The following is a 20,975-nucleotide window of genomic DNA, read 5'->3' as shown; positions in this document are numbered from 1 at the left end:
AAAACATGTCAGTTATATTTCTTTTTATCGATGGGGTAGGGCTGGGAGAAGAAATTGAAAGCAATCCCTTTTATCAATTTGAGTATAAAGGATTTTCTGCGCTAACCGGTGGAAAGAACTTTTTAAAAAGTACAGAAGTAGTAAATAGGGTGGATCATGTGTTTAAGGCAGTTGATGCAACCCTCGATGTAGAAGGACTGCCTCAAAGCGGTACGGGACAAACGGCACTATTCAGTGGTGAAAATGCTGCAAAAGAAATAAATAAGCATTTTGGCCCCTTTCCTCATTCAGGAATTAAACCCATACTCAGGAACGATAGCTTGTTTATTAAAGCCCAAAGGATGAATAAAAGCTGTCATTTCATAAATGCATATCCAGAAATTTTCTTTAAAAGGGCCCGGAAACGCAACCGTTGGAGCAGTACCACATTGATGGCAAAAAGTGCGGATCTACCGTTAAATAGTGTTACTGAGATAAAAAAAGAAAAGGCGTTGACTGCAGGTATTCTACAAAAAGCCTGGAGAGAAAAGTTAAGTATCGATGTCCCTGAAATAACGGCAGAAATGGCTTCAAACAGATTGATTAATCAGTTAATAAATTTTGATCTGGTTTTATTTGAATATTACCTGACGGATAAGGCGGGACATAGTAAGGATATGGAGGTCGCAAATCACTATTTGAAAATATACGATCGCTTTTTATGCCATTTAATTGAGAATAAGCCGGATGAGGCAACGATCGTTCTTTGTAGCGATCACGGAAACGTGGAAGATCTTTCGGTAAAAACACACACGTTGAATGCTGTTCCCCTTTTTGTGTACGGGCCTGGAGCCAGACACTTCACCCATGCAACAAGCATTATGGATGTAACTCCGGGTATTTTAAGAGTATTGAAGGAACAGAGTTAGTTTACTAATTAATTAGTAAATATTTTAAGAAGTGTTTTGTATGTATTATAGAGCAGAGTTCTAAAGTCCTAATCAGTTAATTAGTCTTCAAGTGCTTTTTTAATTCGCCTAAATATTTCTTCAATTGAGCCAACTCCTTCCACTTTTCTAACCACATCCTGCTCTTGGTAGTAGTTAAGAACCGGCTGGGTTTCCTCCCAATAGACATTGAGTCGGTTTTTTATTTTTTCGGGCGTATCATCTGATCGTCCTTCACCGCGGCTTAATATACGGTCAATTAATTCCTCTTCGGGCACTTGCAGCTGAAGAAAGGCGTCCAGAGATTTGTTCTTTTCTTTTAAGATCTTATCAAACGCCTTAGCTTGAGGGACGGTGCGGGGAAACCCATCCAGAACGTATCCATCCTCATATTTTTCCTTTTTAAGCTCCTCTTCAACCAGTCCCACCACCTTTTCATCGGGAACCAAATCACCTGTATCAAGGATTGATTTAACTTCTTTTCCAAGAGGAGTCTCGTTTTTGATGGCGGAACGAAAGATCTCCCCTGTTGAAAGGTGAGGAATATTGTACTCGTCACTAATTAATTTCGCTTGTGTTCCTTTGCCCGCGCCGGGAGGTCCAAATATGATGATACGCATGATGGTAGTTTAGGTATTAATCTTATGTAATTAAGAAACGCTGAAAATACCGTAATCCGCTGCTATATTCAATATTTAAAGGGAGATTAATTGAACTGAATAGCAAAACACTGGGACCAATATTTGGTGGTGTTGTGGTAGACCCGCATTTTTTGAATATGGGCGTATAGTTATATTGGAAGGAGAAACATTTTTCATTATAGTACTACTACTCTTTATCAATCAATGAAGATAGATATGTATGGACTGGGAAGAAATTATTAACTACACCCGTGAGATTCTAAGCTTTCAGCTATTTTCCATAAGCGAGACTCCGGTAACGGTAGCTTCAATTCTTATTTTTTTATTACTCCTTACCTTTTTTGTACTGGCGGGAATTTTTGCCCGCCGGGCGCTGAACAGGCGGGTATTCAAGCGTATTAAAATTGATCCCGGAACTAGTTATACCCTTTCTCGAATAACCCAGTATGCTATTATAACGATCGGAGTTTTAGTCTCTTTGAACTTTGTAGGGATTAATTTAAGTAGTCTCACGGTTATTTTTGGTCTTCTTTCGGTAGGAATTGGCTTTGGACTGCAAAATATAACGGCCAACTTTATATCGGGACTTATCATTCTATTTGAGCGGCCGATAAGCGTAGGAGACCGGGTGGTTGTTAGTGATATTGAAGGAGACGTTACCGAGATTAATATTCGCGCGACGATGGTGCGTACAGTTAATAATATTTTTATTATTGTTCCTAACTCCGAGTTCGTATCAAAGAATGTTATTAACTATTCACATGGAGATCCCAGTTACCGTCTGGATATCAATGTAGGCGTTTCCTACAAGTCAGATCTTGATACGGTCTTAGAAGCACTTGAAGAAGTTGCTGAAAAAAACAAAAGCGTAATGAAAAATCCCGATCCGGAGGTACATCTCATTGAATTCGGCGAATCCTCGTGGAATATGGAGCTGCGGGTATGGATTCCCGATGTTAAGCATTATCCGCGAATTAGAAATGAACTTAACCAGGCTATCGTACGGACTTTTCAAAAATATGGCGTTGAGATTCCATTTCCGCAGCGTGATTTGCACGTGCGAAGTTCCGTAAAGCTTCCCGTTGACAAAAACGTGGATTAACACTTGGTAAGGGAGTTTATATAACAACTGGTAGTCGTTTGCTCATCGGGATATATATCATCAGCTGTAATCTTTCTGTATTATGGTTATCTTGGATTTATGAAAACAACTGGATTTATAGCGCGGCGATATCTTTTTTCAAAGAAGCATATTTCACTCATATCTACCCTTACATTAATAAGTATTGCGGGAGTGACCGTCGGAACAGCACTATTAATTGTCGTTTTATCCGTATTTAACGGTTTTTTTGAGGTTATTCAGGGTATTTTGTTGCAAAATGATCCGGATATCCGCATAGAATCTGTAGAACGTAACTCTTTTCTCTATACGGGTGAAATGGAACAGAAGCTATCACAGATTCCGGAAATTACAGCTGCCGCTTCCTATATAGAGGGAAAGGCTTTGCTTGCCCACAGCAACAAAAGCGATAAGGTGGTTGATGTAAAGGGAATAAATATAGAGGAGTATTCTGAGATTAATAATTTGAGCAAGAATCTGACATCAGGAGAGATTGATTTGGGGGTTCGAAATAAAAACCCCGGACTGATAGTAAACGAACAGCTCATGGGTGAACTGAATCTAAATGTAGGAGACGAAGTGGCCCTCTTAAGTGCAAACGGGATGAGAAAATCTCTTACCCAGTTTTCTCTTCCCCGGCAATTTCGGTTTGAAATACGGGGTAGCTACTCCCAAATACAGATTGTGGATGGTCCTGCCGTGTTTATTGACATGGAGGCGGCACAGCGTCTTTTCGAGGTGAGGAATCAAATTTCAGGTATTGACCTTCGTCTTGAGGATTCGCAAAACGCAGAAGAAGTGAAAAGTACCCTAAGTGCGAGCCTGGGGAATGAATATTCTGTTTCTACGTGGTACGATCTCCAGCAGCCGCTATACGATATTATGTATCTTGAAAAATGGAGCTCCTACCTGATCCTCATGATTATAGTACTGGTCGCTGTCTTGAATATTATAGGTTCGTTAACAATGATCGTTATCCAAAAAAACAGGGATATCGGGGTCCTGTTGACAATGGGATTTACGCCCTCTGATATAAAATCTATTTTTATGCGCCAGGGACTGTATATCGGAATCATCGGCTGTGTGATTGGTGGTGGACTTGGATTACTCCTGAGCTGGCTGCAGAAGCAATATGGATTACTGGAGCTTTCCTCGGCTTTTATTATAGATGCCTACCCAGTGAATATAGAGGGGGGAGATGTGAGTATTGTACTGATTGGCAGCCTTATTTTATGCCTGTTAGCCAGTTGGTATCCTGCCCGCAGAGCAGCAACCGTTGAGCCGGCCGATGCAATCCGCTATGATTGATGTCCACAAAAAGGGGATGGACGATAACGCCCATCCCCGGAGGGTTATGAAGCTACTCTGTAATTGAGATATTATTCTCAATACCCACACTCTATAACTCAGATTAGGGATTACTTATTGTCTTCTTCCTTTCTCCCTATTTTTTTGCACATTTCAGCAAGCTTTTCCAGCTCTTTGCTGGTTAGAGGCTCAAATTCCTTCATTATGTGCTTAAGGTGCTCAGGAAAATAGGAGCGAATTAATTTTTCACCTGCCTCGGTAAGATGAATAAGCATAGAGCGGCGATCTTCGGGATCTCGCTGTCGTTCTACCCAGCCGCTTTTTTCAAGGTTATCAATGACTAAGGTTATGTTTCCGCCGCTTTTTAGAAGTTTTTCTCCCAATGCCTTTTGGTTGAGGGGCCCCAAGTGAAGGAGTGCTTCCAAAACGCCAAACTGACTGACTGTTAAATCTTGCTCTGCCAGCTGGCGGTTAAGTCTATTATTAATTGATTCGGTTGCACGCATCAGCTTGATAAATGCGTTCAGTGTTTGTTCTTCCTTTTTCGTGCCTTCGTAATGCGTGCCCATCAGTTAGATAATAAGGTAGTAAAAAGATTACGATGTTTTATAATATAGCGAATATACAATATTGTTGGCAAAGCCTTAAGGGTACTTTAAATACTGTAACTGATCGTTACAGGGGCATGATCGGATAAATCCCATTCTCTTTCAATAACGGCCTCTTCTGCGGCCTCAAGCAGGGTAGGGCAGGTCATGTGGTAATCAATTCTCCAGCCCTTGTTCCGCTCCTTGGATGCGGCGCGGTAACTCCACCAGCTATACAAATCTTCCTCTCCTTCATGCAGGCGCCGATATGCATCCTCAAAGCCGGTCTCTAAAAGCTGGGTCACCCATTCCCGTTCTTCAGGCAGGAAGCCCGAGGTGTTTTTGTTTCTTTTGGGGTTATGAATATCGATCGGTTTGTGACAGATGTTATAATCTCCACAGAAAACAACAGGCTTATTTCCGGATAAATACTTTTGGGCAAAGGGGAGAAAGTGATCCAGAAATTCCATTTTCAAGTCCTGTCGCTCATCACCGGTGGTACCGCTGGGAGCATAAACAGAAAATACAATCAGATCTTCAAATTCGGACATAAGGATACGTCCTTCATTATCAATCCAGTCCACACCAATCCCTTTTTGTATTTGGATGGGTTTTTCCCGGGAGAGGATGCCCACCCCGGAATATCCCTTCTTCTCAGCCGTATGATACACCGAGTGATAATCCATGTTCTGGATAGGATCCGGGACCTGGTGCTCAAGGGCACGGAGCTCCTGCAGACAAATAATATCGGGCTTATTTTGACTTACCCAGTCCGTAAAGCCATGACGATGGGCCGCACGAATTCCATTTACATTGAGAGATGATATTTTAAGCATGGGTTAATTTCTTTTTAGAAGATTAATCTTAGAAGAAGGGTAATAAAAGTAAGGAGTAACAAGAATCAATTATTCTTACTCCTTACCCATTACGGAATACGAAGTTCTTGATTACTTGCTCTTCACAATCGCGTAGTTCCGTTTACCAACTTTCAGCGTAAACTCCGTATCAGCTTTGAAAGTTACGCTGTAGCCCTTGTCCGAAATCTTTTCATCGTCAATTGAAATGCCGCCCTGCTGGATGAGTCGTTTTGTTTCCCCGTTACTAGAAGTAAATCCGGCATCGGAAACAATATCCAGAAGGCGCACTTCGGTGTCCGTTTCATAGGTAAGGGTAGGAGCATCATCGGGAATTTCATTCCCAATAATGGTTTGCTCGAAATGTTCACGTGCCTCCGTAGCCTTTTCCTCTCCGTGATACATGCGGGTAATAACCAGCGCTAATTCATGTTTAGTATTCCGTGGATCTTCCCTAGCCTTTTTCTTGTATTTGGGAAGCTCATCAACGGAAACATCGGAGAGTAGTTCAAACCATGAATAGATAAGGTCATCGGGAATTGAAAGGACCTTCCCGTACATGTCATTGGGACCTTCGGTAATTCCAATATAATTGTCGTAGGATTTAGACATTTTTTTACTGCCATCGGTACCTACCAGCAGCGGCATCATAAGTGCTGCTTGGGGCTCCTGCCCATCATCTTTTTGAAGTGCTCGTCCCACCAAGAGGTTAAATTTTTGATCGGTACCTCCGAGCTCAACATCGGATTGAAGATGAACGGAATCCTGTCCCTGTGCCAGGGGATAGAGAAACTCGTGAAGCGAAATAGGCTCATTATTCTCGTAGCGTTTGGAAAAATCATCTCGCTCAATCATTTGTGCCACGGTGAGCTTTGAAGAGAGCTTAATCACATCCTCAAAACCCATGGTTCCAAGCCATTCTGAGTTGTATACAATCGTAGTTTTGGATTCATCTAGAATCTGGGTAGCCTGATCGAGATAGGTAGAGGCATTTTCTTCGATTTCCTCGCGGCTAAGGGCCGGGCGTGTTTGATTCCTCCCGGTAGGATCGCCAATAAGTGCGGTGAAATCACCGATGATAAGAATGGCCTCGTGGCCCAGATCCTGGAACTGGCGCAGCTTGCGGAGGATTACTGAGTGGCCTAGGTGTAAATCCGGACGCGTTGGATCACATCCCAGCTTTATTTTAAGTGGACGGTCTTCTTTCTTTGATTCTTTGAGCTTTTCCACCAGCTCTTCTTCCGGCACAATTTCCACTGTGCCTCTTTTAATAACATCAAGTTGTTCTTCAACAGGTAAAAATGCCATGATTATCTAAATAATTACTGTTCTAAAAATGGAAAATTTTGAATGGGATTATGTTCGTCTATTGTTTTTTGCACTGTTTCCACAAAATCTTTAGCCCCCGGATAAACCGAAGCAACGGTATCGTATGCCCAGGGAGCCAGATAAATGACGTAGGGATAAGAGGCTGATTGTTCCCTAACATCCTGTGATGGCATATTAAAGCCCGCGGCGACAAGCAATAGAGCACTGATTGCAATACCGCTTTTAAGTGCCCCAAATGAAAGTCCGGCGATGCGATTAATAAAATTCAGCTGGATCGCTTCAAGCAGCTTGCTTGCAGCGTAGGCAATAATATTAACTACGACCAGCGTCGTAATAAAAATGAGCAGGGCAGCGATAAAAGGAATATAAGTTTCGTACTCTGAAAGATAGGGACGAAGATATTCGCCTGCCGGATGCATATATTGGAAGGTGAGGAACACCCCCAAAATAATGCCGACAATGCCTAAAACCTCCTGGACAAACCCATTTTTGAATCCCCGGTAGCCGAAAAAAGCAATAGGTAATAATATCAAAAAATCCAGGATATTCATGGGTGTTTAATGGTCAGGATAGTTCCTCTTTAACCACCTTGCTAACAAGTGAGCCTTCGGCTTTCCCCTTCAATTCCTGCATCATAACGCCCATTACCTTGCCCATGTCAGCCATATTCTCGGCGCCCAAGGCTTCTATCTTTTCCCGGGCAACATCGCGCACCTCCTCTTCAGAGAGCATCTTGGGCAGATAGGAGTTAATGATCTCAAGTTCGGCTTCCTCTGATGCAACCAGGTCCTCGCGCCCTCCTTCCCCGAATTGCTCGATAGATTCTTTGCGCTGCTTGGCAGCCTTCATCAGCACTTCGACAGTTTGTTCATCGGAAAGAGTAGCTTCGCCTTCTTTGCGTTCGCTTATTTCCCGTTCCAGAAGTTTCGCTTTCAGCGACCGCAGAACTTTAAGCTTATCTTGATCCTTATCCTTCATGGCCTGTTTTAGATCGGCCATTATTTGATCTTTTAGTGCCATAATCCAGATTAATATATTAGTTGAGGGTTAAACGAAGGTGGCAAAAAAAAAGGTTCCACCCGCAAAAACGAATGCAACCTTTTCCGGCAAAGGAGAATAAGTGTTATTCTTTGTTTTGCTTGATAAAATCCTGAACATCATCACGGTCGACCATTGCCTCTTTATAACCGTACTTATTATTGGCGGTTTTCTTAGCAACGATCACCTTTGCCATTTGTCGGTCCGATCCTTTTTGTTCGTCCTTTTTGCTACCAAATGTTTTCTTCTTAGCCATAGTTCTAATCAGTTCCTATTTAATTTCTTTATGAACGGTGTGCTTGCGAAGAACCGGATTGTACTTTTTAAGCTCAATTCGGTCGGGATTGTTGCGACGATTCTTGGTCGTAACATACCGCGAAGAACCCGGTTTTTCCGTGCACTCCAAAATTACTTGTACTCTGTTTCCTTTTGCCATAATGTTATACGTCTTTTAAAAGAGTTCCTTTTTTTCTGGCTTCTTTTAAGACGGCACTAATGCCTTTCTTGTTGATCGTGCGAAGCGTTTTAGCAGAAACTTTCAGCGTAACCCACTTGTCCTCTTCGGGAACGTAAAAACGTTTTTTCTGAAGATTTTGCTGAAATTTGTGCTTCGTTTTGTTATTTGACTTGGAGGAGCGGTAGCCGTTCTGCGCTCCCTTGCCGGTTATATCATCTTTACGTGCCATGATTGTAAATAAGAAAAACTCATTGGTTATATTTCGTAGATAGACAGGGAAAATAAGCTTAATACTATTAAAGGTCAATCTCTCTTTTTATGATAAATACCTCCTATCGAGAAAAAAGTATAGATGCTTAATAGCTCGAAAATCTAAAGCTATTAAAAAAGCTTAAATTTGATCTGCGGACAGATATGCGCTTTTGCCAATAACTCCCATCGCTCGCTTTGATTTTGCCTTTATATACAGTATTTTCAGGCGTCTTCATCACTATTTTAAACCCTATTCATATCTATTTTTATGGCAAAGAAGAAAGGTTCAGATTATAAGGCGGAAAACATTCAGGTATTGGAGGGTCTTGAAGCAGTACGAAAGCGTCCGGCCATGTATATTGGGGATACCGGACAGCGCGGACTCCACCATCTTATCAACGAGGTTGTTGATAACTCCATTGATGAGGCCATGGAAGGCCACTGCGATTTGTTGGAAGTCATTATCAATAAGGACGGCTCCATTACTATTACGGATAACGGCCGTGGTATCCCGGTAGATGAGCATCCTAAAATTAAATTGCCTGCTGTTGAGGTAGTTCTTACCAAGCTCCACGCCGGGGGTAAGTTTGATAAAAATACCTATAAGGTTTCCGGAGGTCTTCACGGGGTGGGGGTAAGTTGTGTTAATGCCTTATCTTCACACTTTTATGCAGAAATTCACCGTGACGGCGAAATCTATGTGATGGAATTTGAACACGGTAAAACGGTACAGCCACTTAAAGTCAAGGGCAAAACCGATAAGACGGGGACGATCATAACATTTACTCCGGATGCCGAAATTTTTAAGCAAACCACCGAGTTTAAGTACGATATTATTGCTGATCGGATGCGGGAGCTGGCCTTTTTGAATCCCCAAATTTCGATTGAGCTTCGTGATGAGCGGGACGATGATGAAAAGCTGGAACAAACCTTTCATTATGAGGGCGGCGTTAAAGACTTTGTTCAGTATCTGGATGAAGATCGTGAACCAATGATGAAGGAGCCTATTCTTATCAAGGGTGAAGTCGACATGGTACCTGTAGAGCTGGCTATTCAATATAATGGAAGCTACTCACAAAACGTCCATTCATACGTTAATAATATTAATACGCGTGAGGGTGGAACCCATATTTCTGGTTTTCGGCGTGCATTAACGCGGTCGCTCAAAAAGTATGCAAAGGATAATAATCTGATAAAGAGTGATATTGATGTTTCGGGTAGTGACTTTCGAGAAGGGATGACCGCTGTTCTGAGTGTGAAAGTCCCCGAGCCCCAATTTGAAGGGCAGACGAAGACAAAGCTCGGTAACTCAGAAGTTCAGAGTGCTGTTGAGGTGATCGTTTATGAACAAATGAACGAATACCTGGAGCGAAATCCCAAGACTGCTAAAAGAATTTTAGAGAAGGTTATTCTGGCAGCTGAGGCGCGAGAGGCAGCTAAGAAAGCCCGTAAGCTTATCCAGCGTAAAAGTGCGATGAGTGGAGGCGGATTGCCTGGAAAACTGGCCGATTGCTCGATTAAGGATCCCAAGCAAAGTGAGATTTACCTGGTGGAGGGCGACTCGGCCGGCGGTTCTGCAAAGATGGGTCGTAACCGAAGTTTCCAGGCTATTTTGCCACTGCGCGGTAAGATCCTGAATACGGAAAAGGCAAAGATCAATCGTATTCTGGAGAATAATGAAATCCAGGCGATGATTACCGCACTTGGAGCCGGCGTCGGACACTCAGAAGAGGATTTTGAGCTTGAAAATCTGAGATACCATAAAATTATCATTATGACGGATGCCGATGTCGATGGTTCGCATATCCGAACTCTCTTGCTTACGTTCTTTTATCGGTATATGAAGCCTCTTGTAGAAGGAGGACATGTCTATATCGCTACTCCTCCGTTATATAGAATTTCCTATACCCGCGATAATATTGAATATGCGTGGAGTGATGAAAAGCGTGATGAGATTATTAAAGAGTTGAAAAATTCTCGCACCAAGTTTGATGTTTCACGCTACAAAGGACTTGGTGAAATGAATCCCGAGCAGCTTTGGGAAACCACAATGGATCCTGAAACACGTACTTTGCAGCAGGTAACGGTAGAAAACGCGGCCGCTGCTGATAAACTCTTCTCAACACTTATGGGAGGAGATGTACAGCCCCGCCGGGAATTCATCGAACGCAATGCAAAATACGCAACACTTGATATTTAAAATACTCAGGTTGACAAGTGTTTGAGCTTAGTAATGAACTTTACCGCTCTCAGCTTAAACACTTTTAATAATCTATTTGTACAGAAATAAATTTTAGGAAGCTAAATTTTTAACACCGCACTAAACATTATCCATGGCTAGAGATAAAATTGTACCCATTGCAATAGAAGATGAGATGCAGTCGGCCTATATCGATTATTCGATGTCGGTTATTGTGTCTCGGGCCCTACCTGATGTTCGGGATGGTCTAAAACCAGTTCACCGACGTATTTTATACGGAATGAGTGAACTGGGCATGCTTCATAACAGGAATTATAAAAAGAGTGCCCGTATTGTAGGTGAGGTACTCGGTAAGTATCACCCGCATGGTGACTCTGCGGTATATGATTCTATCGTGCGGATGGTGCAGGACTTCTCCCTGCGCTACCCGCTCGTCGATGGGCAGGGAAACTTTGGCTCCATTGATGGTGACTCTGCGGCGGCTATGCGTTATACAGAGGTTCGTATGGAGCGTATTGCCGAAGAAATGCTAACGGATATAAATAAGGAAACCGTAGATTACCAGACGAACTTTGACGATACCCTTCAGGAGCCGACAGTACTCCCGGGTATGTTGCCTAACCTCATTATAAATGGGGCCTCAGGTATTGCGGTGGGAATGGCTACCAATATGGCTCCCCACAACCTGACCGAAACCATTGACGGTATTACTGCTTATATCGAGAATCCGGACATCGATTGCAAGGGGCTGATGGAGCATATTTCTGCACCCGACTTCCCGACCGGAGGTATCATATATGGTTACGGCGGGGTTAAGGAAGCCTACGAAACCGGACGCGGTAAGATAACCCTCCGGGCCCGTTGTACAACTGAGGAACTACGGCGCGGACGTGAGCAAATCGTTATTACTGAAATTCCATACCAGGTAAATAAAACGACGCTTGTTAAGAAGATTGCGCGTCTCACCCAGAACGAAAAAATTGACGAAATTTCTGAGATTCGCGATGAATCAGATCGCGATGGTATGCGTATTGTGGTGGTGTTGAAGCGAAATGCCAATGCCGGCATCGTCCTTAACCAGCTTTATAAGTATACACAGATGCAAACGACGTTTGGTGTCATTAGCCTTGCATTGGTTAAGGGACGTCCGAAGGTAATGCCCCTCAAGGAGCTAATTTATCATTTCGTTGAGCACCGGATTGAAATTGTAATTCGCCGCACGCTATACGATCTGGATCAGGCAGAAGCGCGTGCCCATATCCTCGAAGGACTTAAGATTGCACTTGATGATCTGGATGAGGTTATTAAAACAATTCGTGCTTCCGACAGCCCAAAAGAGGCAAATGCGGCACTCCGTCGCAAATTTGCTCTGACCGATATTCAGGCAAAAGCTATACTGGATATGCGCTTGCAAAAACTTACGGGGCTTGAAAGAGATAAGGTAGAGCTTGAGTACGGTGAGATAGCTGAAAAAATTGCTGATTACCGGGATATCCTATCTAATCGTGATCGTCAGAAATCGATTATTAAGGATGAATTGCTTGAAATTCAAAACCGGTACGGTGACGAGCGCCGCACCCAAATCGTTCACTCGGCGGAAGACTTCAGTGTGGAAGATATGATCGCTGATGAAGATGTGGTTATTACTATTTCCAATAAAGGGTTTATCAAGCGAATGCCGGTAAGCGGATATCGCCGACAGAAACGTGGCGGTAAGGGAATGAAAGGCACAAACACAAAAGATGACGAATACGTTGAGCATCTGTTTGTGGCTACGAACCATAATTATATTCTTTTCTTTACCGAGAAGGGACAGTGTTACTGGTTAAAAGTTTATGAAATTCCTGAGGCCTCTCGAACAGCACGCGGACGCGCCATTGTAAACCTGATTGAGATTGATAAGGATGATACGATAAAGACGTTCGTTCCTGTTAAGACACTGGATGACGAAGAGTACATCAATAACAATTATATTATGATGTCTACTCGCGAAGGAAAGGTTAAGAAAACCACCCTTGAAGCATATAGTCGTCCACGCCGCGATGGAATTATTGCAATCAATATTAATGAGGGCGATGCGCTTCTTGAAGCCGCTCTTACCAATGGCGAGAGCAATATTATCCTTGCTAACAGAAAGGGACGGGCCATCCGCTTCCATGAGGATGAAGTTCGGGATATGGGGCGAAATACTTCTGGTGTTAAGGGAATGGATCTGGATAAGAATAATGAACTTGTGGATATGGTTGTTGTTAAAAACACCCATGAAGCTACAGTTCTTGCCATTTCAGAAAATGGATACGGAAAACGATCACTTGTTGAGGATTATCGCGAGCAAAGCAGGGGCGGAAAAGGAGTGATTACTCTTAAGGTCACTAAGAAAACCGGTGAACTAATTGCTCTTAAGGAAGTTTCTGATAAAGATGACTTGATGGTCATAACAGAAGGCGGTAAAGTAATCCGAATGAATTGTGGTGATATTCGGACCATGGGAAGAAATACCCAGGGTGTTCGAATTATGCGACTCGGTTCTGAAGGAAAAATCGGTGCCGTTACTCGTGTAGTGAATGAAGAAGAGGATTCCACGGTATAAAAGTACCACAATCTAATAGTAATATTCTTCAAAGAATACAAAAGGCTCCCTAATCCAGGGAGCCTTTTTCATTTATTGAAAATGTAGTGGTTAAGCGGAAAGCTATTCTTCTTGTTTCCATGTCGGTTTATAAACCCGCACATAATCCACATAATATTTTTGCGGAAATATACTGTCGGCAACCCCTTCTGTCCCGCCCCAGGCACCCCCGATTGCAGCATTTATAATAAGATAAAAGGGTTGATCGAATGGCCATACATCGGGATCCGACGATTCTTTATTGAATGTAAAGTATTGATTGCCATCAATATAGAATGATATTTTTTGCGGCAGCCATTCCACAGTATAAGTATGAAACTTTTCATACGGAGCGTCTACAGTCATGTGGTTTCCCTTATTTGTCCCTTTCGTATGATTGTATGCCTCGGTATGGATATTGGCATGCACTATATAGGGATCAAATCCCACGTTTTCCATGATATCGATCTCTCCGCATGCGGGCCATCCCACATTCTCGATATTTGTGCCAAGCATCCATATCGCGGGCCACATGCCGCGACCGCTTGGCAATTTTGCCCGGACCTCTATTTTAGCATATTGCCACTCAGCTTTATTCCGGGTATGCAGGCTGGCAGAGGTATAGGAATGTCCGTTATAATTATCATTCCTGGATTCAATTATTAGGGTTCCCTTTTCCACACGTGCATTTTTGCTTCGTCTTTTGGTGTAATACTGTAACTCATTGTTTCGGATATATCCGTTTTCATAACTCCATTTTGTGGAATCCGGAAGGCCCTCATACTCAAATTCATCTGTCCAGGATAATTCCCAAACAAACTTTTGATCAGGTGAAGGGGGTACATTATCTGTGTTATTCTGAGATGAGCTGTCAGCGGGGGTGCAGGCTGATAAAATGAGAATGCACGTACCTATGTAGCAAAATTTTGATATGATGGGAAAAAATTTACATAGTATCATTATATAATATTACTATTAATCAGGTAGTATCTTGGTTTTTTAAATATCGATTTTCTTCAAACTGCTTTGCAATATCTCTGCCGATTGGCGCAATCCCTGTATTTCTTCCTGGTCAAGGTCGGGGAGCACGCGATGTTTGACACCCTCAATTCCAACTACACTCTGAAGACTCATGCAGACATCATTAATTCCGTAAGCGCCATCCCAATAGGCACTTACGGGGATTACGCTTTTCTCATCCTCTAGGATTCCTTCTACAATTCGTGCAATAACTACGCCAATGGCTGAGTTGGTAAAACCTTTACGTTTTATTATTTCATACGCGGCATTTTTAGATTCCTCAAAAAGCTTATCCAGCGCCTCTTTGTTATAGGGTTTTCCCAGAACCGTATTATGCTGAATAGGCTGGCCCCCAATATTGGCCTGACTCCAGATGGGCACTTCTGAGTCACCATGTTCTCCTAATATATAGGCATGTACTGAACGTGGATCTACATCATAATAACGTCCAAGTAAGGCACGAAACCGGGCGGTATCTAGAAGCGTACCGGTTCCGATGATACGCTGTGGTTCACGAGCACTTAATTTTTGGGAGACATAGGTGAGGATGTCTACCGGGTTGGTGGCAATAATGAGTATAGCATTTGGAGCATACTCATCCAATTTTGAAATAATATCATTATATACCGCGGCATTCCTGTTCAATAATTCAAGGCGTGATTCATCAGGAGATTTTTGTCCTACCCCCGCAGTGACAACCACTACCTGGGTATCTTTTAAATCTTCGTAGCTTCCTGCACGAACCTTAACGTTTCCAACAAGAAGTTGACCATGCATCAGATCCATAGCTTCTCCTTCAGCTCGCTCTCGATTTAAATCAACTAAGATGATTTCGCTAGCAATGCGCTGATTGAAGAGGGCATAGGCAGCAGCTACTCCAACGTTGCCGGTTCCTATTATAGCAACAGATCTTTTCTGTATCATAATAATTTAATTTATATTTTCTATCATTTTTTCTAATAGTTTTTTCCTTTTTTCTATTAGAATATCTGGTTTAACTATTTTAATATTTTCTGAAAACTGCAACAGCCATTTGTTTATAAAATTGATATTATCAAAGAAAAACCCTATCCGAATAAAATTAGGTTTTTCTTTCTTTTCCTTAATTATTTTAGCCGGTAGATTTGCTTTAAAGCGCTTTTCGTCGGTTTCGTGTACATATACCTCTATTCGATGGGAAGTGCTCTCAGATCGAAAAATAAGACCTTCTACGTCGATCTTACCGTGAGGAACGAAGTTTTCGTCCAAAATTTGTATATCTGACATCCGATCAAGTACAAAGTTCCGAACAGCGTCTCTTTTGTGAGAGTGTCCGATCACATTCCAGTGATCGCGGAAAAAAACGATGAGATAGGGATCAATTTTTCTACTGCTAGTCTTTTCGTCAGATTTAGAGCGGTAGTTAAATTTGATGGATTGGTTTTCGGAAATGGCATTACTTATAACATACCAGTCGCCCCCTTCCATTTTTTCGGGACCAAAATTTAAATAGGGGTCCACAACGGTCCGTTCACCCAGCGACTCCATGAAAGTAAGTAGTTCTTCAGGGAGTACTTCTTTTATTTTTAACTCTACTCCTTTTGCATCTTTAATCAAAGTTTTATCCACCTGTGATTTGACAAAATTGAGTCCGACCATTATTGTGGCCAGCTCTTTAGAGGTGAACATGAGGGGAGGGATCTTGTATCCCCTCATGATGCCATACCCATTGTATTCATCCCAGGTTATAGGGACATTCATTTCTGAAAGAGCGTTAAAATCTCGAAAAACGGTCCGGCGACTTACGTCAAATTTTTCAGCTATATCATTTACCGTAATTCTCTTATTGGATTGTTGAAGCATAAGAATGAGCTTCATCCGGCGCTCTGTACTGTTCATAAATGGGCTTGTATTTGCAGTAATATTGACTGCCCAATATAAACGAAATAAATAATAGTTACAGTCAGGAAGGCGGGCTTGGTAAGTTTAATTACCTGTTGATTATAATCAGCGCCTTTCCACTATAGAAATCTCCGCCCGGTGATAACTCAATAGATTGAATGTCAAGGGGTTCTTCTATACCCTCTAATTCTGATTTAAAGTTTCCTCCTTTATAAAGGATCATAGTAGACCAAGGGAGATGGGCGGTCATTTTGTATAGGTCATTAATTTTAAATGCATGCTTAGATATCAGAAGAAAGGGGTCTTGCACCTGCACATTTTTTATTGTTACATCAATAGTCTCAGTGTTATTAATTGCTAGTTTTCGGGCTATTTGCTTAAGAACCATGCATTTTTTAGATACAATATCATTAAGAATAAATCTTTTTTCGGGATGAGTGATTGCAAGGGGAAGGCCTGGAAGCCCACCACCGGTACCGGCATCGACAATTATTTGGCTTTCGGTAAATGACTCAAACTGAGCTAATAGTAAGGAATGGCGAATATGTTCAAGTATTGTTTCACGTGAAACATCGCGACTTACAAGGTTTATACGCTTGTTCCACCAAAAAAGACGATCTATATAGGTTTCTATCTTTGGCTTGTACTTTTCTAATAGCTGATCGGTATTGCTGAATGTTTCACGTGAAACATTCAGTTTTTTTGTAGAGTGTTTCACGTGAAACGTTATTAATTATTCAGGTAGACCATTAATACGGAAATGTCACTGGGTGAAACGCCGCTTATTCGACTGGCTTGTCCCAGCGTTTCGGGCTTGATACGCTCCATTTTTTCTTTTCCCTCGGCCGAAAGGCTGTTTATTTTATTATAGTTTAAAGAGTCTGGGATAAGCGTATCTTCCTGCTTGCGCATTTCTTCCACCATTTCAAACTCTTTTTCTATATATCCGGCGTATTTGATCTGTATTTCTACCTGGTCGAGGACGTCTTCATCGGTTGTAATAGCCTCAACCTTTTGATTAAGCTCATCGTCTGCTTCCAAAAGATTATAAATGGAGAGTTGCGGACGAGGGATAAGTGTCTTGGCTTTTACGGGCTGAGATAAGGTGCTGGTGCCTTGCTCTTCGAGCATGGGGTCCATTTTTTCTGGGTAGACTGTGTAATCGGCTATGAGGTCATGAACCTTATTAATAGCTTCGTTTTTTGTTTTGTATCGCTCGAAGCGCTCTTCAGAAGCAAGCCCAATTTTATGGCCCAGTTCTGTAAGTCGAAGATCCGCATTATCCTGGCGGAGTAGAATTCTGTGTTCTGCACGGGAGGTAAACATCCGGTATGGCTCTTCGGTACCTTTAGTAATAAGGTCATCGATAAGAACGCCTATATATGCTTCGGATCGCTTAAGAATAAACTCTTCATCTCCCTGAACTTTTCGTGCAGCGTTAATACCAGCCATCAATCCCTGGCAAGCGGCTTCCTCATATCCAGTAGTTCCGTTAATTTGTCCCGCAAAGAAGAGTCCTTCAGTAATTTTGGTCTCCATGCTTCGCCTTATCTGGTAGGGTGGGAAATAATCATACTCAATAGCATAGCCGGGGCGGAGCATTACGGCCTCTTCGAAACCCGGTATTGTTCGAAGTGCCTTGTATTGTACATCTTCAGGTAAGGAGGTGGAAAATCCATTCAAATACATCTCATAGGTATTCCATCCCTCGGGTTCCAGGAAAAGTTGATGACCGTCTTTTTCGGAGAAACGATTAATTTTATCTTCAATACTTGGGCAGTAGCGTGGACCTGTGGATTCAATGGTCCCATTAAACATAGGGCTTCGGTCAAAACCAGAGCGTAATACATCATGAACTTCTTCATTAGTGTCGCCCATCCAGCAGGTAAGCTGTTCTTCCTGAAAAGGAAGGGAGTCCGTCAAAAAGGAGAAGGGGGCTGGATCTTCATCACCATATTGTATCTCAAGCTTGTCAAGGTTAATAGAACGACCGTCAATGCGGGGCGGTGTTCCGGTCTTGAGCCTTCCCACTTCAAAACCGAGATCCTCAAGAGCTCCGGAAATACCTACAGAGGCCCGCTCACCAGATCGTCCCCCGCCAAAATTAGTTTCCCCAATGTGAATAAGGCCATTGCCAAAAGTACCCGTTGTTAGTATAACTGATTGGGCCTCAAAGGATTGCCCGGTTGAGGTTTTTACACCGGTCACCCGTTTGCCGTCATTCGTAGTAAGGACATCAACAACGTTATCCTGACGGAAATAGAGGTTATCCTTTTTTTCCAGTTCTTCACGCATAGTCTTGCTATAGAGGGCTCGGTCACTTTGGCATCGGGGGCTCCACATAGCAGGTCCCTTGCTGGTATTTAGCATCCGAAACTGAACAGCCGACTTATCAGCGACAATACCCGTAAGCCCTCCAAGGGCATCTATTTCACGAACTAACTGCCCTTTTGCAATACCTCCAATAGCCGGGTTGCAAGACATCTTCGCGATGGCATCCAGATTCATAGTAATGAGTAGGGTCTTCGCACCTATCTCAGCTGCCGCACCAGCAGCTTCACTGCCAGCATGGCCGGCACCGACTACAATAACATCATAGGTAGGGTAAAGAGACTTCATAAGTAGGGTAAGTGATTGATTTTATTGCACTTAATAAGCTAAAATATTTATAAGGTGGCATATACAGCAATGTATGGTTAATCAAGCTGTACATTAGAGGAATTTGTAAAATAAGAGTTTTAGAGGAGAAAATTTAACCACAAGTGCTGATTATTATTCTATAAGAGAAGGTTACAACTCAGCCAGATATTAATTAAAAAGTATGCAAATAGATAAAACTAAGTAATAATGGTTATAAAATTATAATATATAATATTGTCTATTTTGTAATAGATACTATATACTATTTATAGTTGCAACAGCTGCCTGAATGGCCGGTCAGGTAATATCGGATATTAGGATTAAAATGTGATAGGGTGAGGGGAGATAGAAACGCTTGGTCCGGTCAAGGTAGAATAGGTCGAAACAAATTATGGGAGAGGGAATTGTTAATCCATGTACTTATTCATAAAAGCTTCTTCGGCCTCCCTGTTGGCAATTAAGACCAGCTCGCTATCTGCGGTAAGTACAGAATCTGGGGAAGGATTCGTCACCTGTGTTCCATTTTTTTTAATAGCTAATACATTACATCCGGTTTCTTCACGTATGTTACTGGAGTTCAGGGTCTTATCTTGAAGGGAATTAGGGGTTTCAATGGAAAAGACGTTAAGACCTTCTGCGATCATAACCACATCATTGCGCTCTAAAATATTAAAAATAGCATTGCCACCCATCGTAGCATATGACATTACAAAATCAGCACCAGCACGATGCAGGGTAGATACATTTCGTTGTAGGGTAGAGCGACTGATGATCTGTATATTAGGACGTAACTGTCGGGCATAGATGGTAAGGTAAATGTTTACATTGTCATCATGCGTGGTAATAATGATACAGGGAGCATCTTGAATGCCTGCCTTTTTGAGGGTTTCTATATCTTCAGCGCTTCCTAAAATATATTTGTCATTATCTTTTATGCGATCAGGATTTTTTTCTATGATTCGATAATCCATTCCCCGCTCTTCAAATGCTTCCGCAGTACCGCGCCCTACCCGGCCTGCCCCCACAATGATAACGGGCTTATCAGATGCCTGGTAGATAGCCATATACTCATCGTAGGTGCGCAGTTGTTCTAGCGTTCCGGCAATTACCAAGACGCTTTCCTTTTTGATAACTGAATCTGTACGAGCGGGTTTGAACTCACCCCGCTCCCATATTCCCACAATGTTAATCCCCAATTGTTCACGTATTCCACTTTCTTTAAGGGTTTGGCCTACCATGGGTGTTTGATAAGCGGTGGCCTCAGCAATTATTAAATCCTCAAAACGGCCAATTACATGTACCCGACGATCCTGTCCGATCGTTCTTCGCGATAGCGAGCGGCCTAGCATGCGTCCCAACTGTATAACGTGGTTTGCTCCGGCCAGCTTAAGAAGATCCAGAGAATTAGCGGAGTTCGCTGTAGCTACGATAATAACATCCTCATCGAGTTCGCGGACGGTATTGCTGATATTGGAGTTAGCCATATCGTTGCCCAGGGTTACGACCATAGAAGCCTGTTCCACCCTTAACTTTCGGTAGGTCTCGGGATCATCCAGTTCTCCAAAAACAACCTGATATCCCTGGTCATAGTATTCCAACGCTTTTGTAAGTTCATCAATCAACAAAACATACTGATAATTATAATAGTCGAGTTTTTCTATAAGTGATTGAGAAATAGGATCGAAATGGGTTATGATAATGTGATCCCTGGTGTCTTCTGGAAGCTCGCGGGGGGCTCTTGCTTTAGACTGTGCTTCCAGCCAGGGGGCATAAAAGAACTCAATAAAAGTAAATGGGAGTAAGATAAGTAGAGAAAGCATGCCGGAAAGAAGAACCACAACCGAAAAAACGCGCCCCAGATCGCTTGTAAAGGTGATATCTCCGAAGCCAAGAGTAGACATTACCGTCAGGGTCCAGTAAAAACCGGTTACCCAACTGTGTGCTTGTCCCTCATACAGCATTATAAAGTGAAATATAATGCTGTAGGCAAGGATGAGGAGTGCAAGACCTGTTAAGAAGCGAAACAGTCTTTTTATGTTTACCGTAGTGCTACGATTCGAAAGAAAAAAACTTAGTTGTGAAGTAAAAAACTTCATGAAAGAAATTATAAGTGA

General features: G+C 42.4%; 20 protein-coding genes. 5 read left to right on the top strand and 15 right to left on the bottom strand.

Annotated features, from left to right (window positions below):
* Positions 1–5 precede the first annotated feature (5 nt).
* Entirely contained in the window at positions 6–908 is a 903-nt protein-coding gene (locus tag ABEB05_RS16195; RefSeq protein ID WP_265791476.1) for an alkaline phosphatase family protein, read from the top strand.
* A gap of 80 nt (positions 909–988) precedes the next feature.
* Here ABEB05_RS16195 and ABEB05_RS16190 read toward each other — a convergent pair whose 3' ends face one another.
* On the bottom strand, positions 989–1,549 hold the full coding sequence (locus ABEB05_RS16190) for an adenylate kinase (protein WP_345694317.1): 561 nt from the start codon (positions 1,547–1,549) through the stop codon (positions 989–991).
* A 238-nt stretch (positions 1,550–1,787) separates the two neighbouring features.
* Here ABEB05_RS16190 and ABEB05_RS16185 point away from each other — a divergent pair, with 238 nt between their 5' ends.
* Together ABEB05_RS16185 and ABEB05_RS16180 are read left to right on the top strand one after the other, a co-directional pair.
* Positions 1,788–2,669 (top strand): mechanosensitive ion channel family protein, encoded by an 882-nt coding sequence (locus ABEB05_RS16185; RefSeq protein WP_265791480.1) that lies wholly within the window; start codon positions 1,788–1,790, stop codon positions 2,667–2,669.
* A gap of 99 nt (positions 2,670–2,768) precedes the next feature.
* Positions 2,769–3,995: an ABC transporter permease gene (locus ABEB05_RS16180; protein ID WP_265791482.1), complete on the top strand. Its 1,227-nt coding sequence runs from the start codon at positions 2,769–2,771 to the stop codon at positions 3,993–3,995.
* Between the two features lie 110 nt (positions 3,996–4,105).
* Here the strand turns inward: ABEB05_RS16180 and ABEB05_RS16175 are convergent, their stop codons facing one another.
* The 8 genes from ABEB05_RS16175 to rpmB all read right to left on the bottom strand — a co-directional run bounded on the left by ABEB05_RS16175 (position 4,106) and on the right by rpmB (position 8,489).
* Positions 4,106–4,564, bottom strand: a complete 459-nt coding sequence (locus ABEB05_RS16175; protein ID WP_265791484.1) for a MarR family winged helix-turn-helix transcriptional regulator — start codon at positions 4,562–4,564, stop codon at positions 4,106–4,108.
* Positions 4,565–4,650: 86 nt separating this feature from the next.
* Entirely contained in the window at positions 4,651–5,418 is a 768-nt protein-coding gene (locus ABEB05_RS16170; protein ID WP_265791485.1) for an exodeoxyribonuclease III, read from the bottom strand.
* A 111-nt stretch (positions 5,419–5,529) separates the two neighbouring features.
* Complete coding sequence (gene tyrS / locus ABEB05_RS16165; RefSeq protein WP_265791486.1) at positions 5,530–6,744, bottom strand: tyrosine--tRNA ligase; 1,215 nt, start codon at positions 6,742–6,744, stop codon at positions 5,530–5,532.
* Between the two features lie 14 nt (positions 6,745–6,758).
* Positions 6,759–7,316 (bottom strand): CvpA family protein, encoded by a 558-nt coding sequence (locus tag ABEB05_RS16160; RefSeq protein WP_265791487.1) that lies wholly within the window; start codon positions 7,314–7,316, stop codon positions 6,759–6,761.
* A 13-nt stretch (positions 7,317–7,329) separates the two neighbouring features.
* On the bottom strand, positions 7,330–7,785 hold the full coding sequence (locus tag ABEB05_RS16155) for a GatB/YqeY domain-containing protein (protein WP_265791488.1): 456 nt from the start codon (positions 7,783–7,785) through the stop codon (positions 7,330–7,332).
* Positions 7,786–7,888: 103 nt separating this feature from the next.
* Complete coding sequence (locus ABEB05_RS16150; protein WP_265791489.1) at positions 7,889–8,059, bottom strand: DUF4295 domain-containing protein; 171 nt, start codon at positions 8,057–8,059, stop codon at positions 7,889–7,891.
* A 15-nt stretch (positions 8,060–8,074) separates the two neighbouring features.
* Positions 8,075–8,239 (bottom strand): 50S ribosomal protein L33, encoded by a 165-nt coding sequence (gene rpmG, locus ABEB05_RS16145; protein WP_142713285.1) that lies wholly within the window; start codon positions 8,237–8,239, stop codon positions 8,075–8,077.
* Positions 8,240–8,243: 4 nt separating this feature from the next.
* Positions 8,244–8,489, bottom strand: coding sequence for a 50S ribosomal protein L28 (gene rpmB, locus ABEB05_RS16140; protein ID WP_265764363.1), 246 nt, complete (start codon positions 8,487–8,489; stop codon positions 8,244–8,246).
* 291 nt (positions 8,490–8,780) lie between these two features.
* On the opposite strand from rpmB, the gene gyrB reads away from it, so the two are divergent.
* Both gyrB and gyrA read left to right on the top strand, forming a co-directional pair.
* On the top strand, positions 8,781–10,712 hold the full coding sequence (gene gyrB / locus ABEB05_RS16135) for a DNA topoisomerase (ATP-hydrolyzing) subunit B (RefSeq protein ID WP_265791490.1): 1,932 nt from the start codon (positions 8,781–8,783) through the stop codon (positions 10,710–10,712).
* A gap of 133 nt (positions 10,713–10,845) precedes the next feature.
* Positions 10,846–13,302: a DNA gyrase subunit A gene (gene gyrA / locus ABEB05_RS16130; protein ID WP_265791491.1), complete on the top strand. Its 2,457-nt coding sequence runs from the start codon at positions 10,846–10,848 to the stop codon at positions 13,300–13,302.
* A gap of 102 nt (positions 13,303–13,404) precedes the next feature.
* Here the strand turns inward: gyrA and ABEB05_RS16125 are convergent, their stop codons facing one another.
* The 6 genes from ABEB05_RS16125 to ABEB05_RS16100 all read right to left on the bottom strand — a co-directional run bounded on the left by ABEB05_RS16125 (position 13,405) and on the right by ABEB05_RS16100 (position 20,957).
* Entirely contained in the window at positions 13,405–14,280 is an 876-nt protein-coding gene (locus ABEB05_RS16125) for a glycoside hydrolase family 16 protein (protein WP_265791492.1), read from the bottom strand.
* Positions 14,281–14,319: 39 nt separating this feature from the next.
* Entirely contained in the window at positions 14,320–15,264 is a 945-nt protein-coding gene (locus ABEB05_RS16120) for an L-lactate dehydrogenase (protein ID WP_265791493.1), read from the bottom strand.
* 6 nt (positions 15,265–15,270) lie between these two features.
* Positions 15,271–16,218 carry a helix-turn-helix transcriptional regulator gene (locus ABEB05_RS16115; RefSeq protein ID WP_265791494.1) on the bottom strand — a complete coding sequence of 316 codons (948 nt, stop codon included), beginning with the start codon at positions 16,216–16,218 and terminating at the stop codon, positions 15,271–15,273.
* A 91-nt stretch (positions 16,219–16,309) separates the two neighbouring features.
* Positions 16,310–16,939 (bottom strand): RsmG family class I SAM-dependent methyltransferase, encoded by a 630-nt coding sequence (locus tag ABEB05_RS16110; protein WP_265791495.1) that lies wholly within the window; start codon positions 16,937–16,939, stop codon positions 16,310–16,312.
* 11 nt (positions 16,940–16,950) lie between these two features.
* A complete protein-coding gene (gene mnmG, locus ABEB05_RS16105; protein ID WP_265791496.1) occupies positions 16,951–18,840 on the bottom strand; it encodes a tRNA uridine-5-carboxymethylaminomethyl(34) synthesis enzyme MnmG in 1,890 nt (629 codons plus the stop codon).
* 428 nt (positions 18,841–19,268) lie between these two features.
* Positions 19,269–20,957 (bottom strand): potassium channel family protein, encoded by a 1,689-nt coding sequence (locus ABEB05_RS16100; RefSeq protein WP_265791497.1) that lies wholly within the window; start codon positions 20,955–20,957, stop codon positions 19,269–19,271.
* Between the last annotated feature and the right edge of the window lie 18 nt (positions 20,958–20,975).

Origin of the sequence: Fodinibius salicampi, assembly GCF_039545095.1 — a bacterium.
GTDB lineage: Bacteria > Bacteroidota > Rhodothermia > Balneolales > Balneolaceae > Fodinibius > Fodinibius salicampi.
The sequence above is the reverse complement of the archived record's forward strand: the minus strand, read 5'-3'. Positions and strand labels throughout refer to the sequence as shown.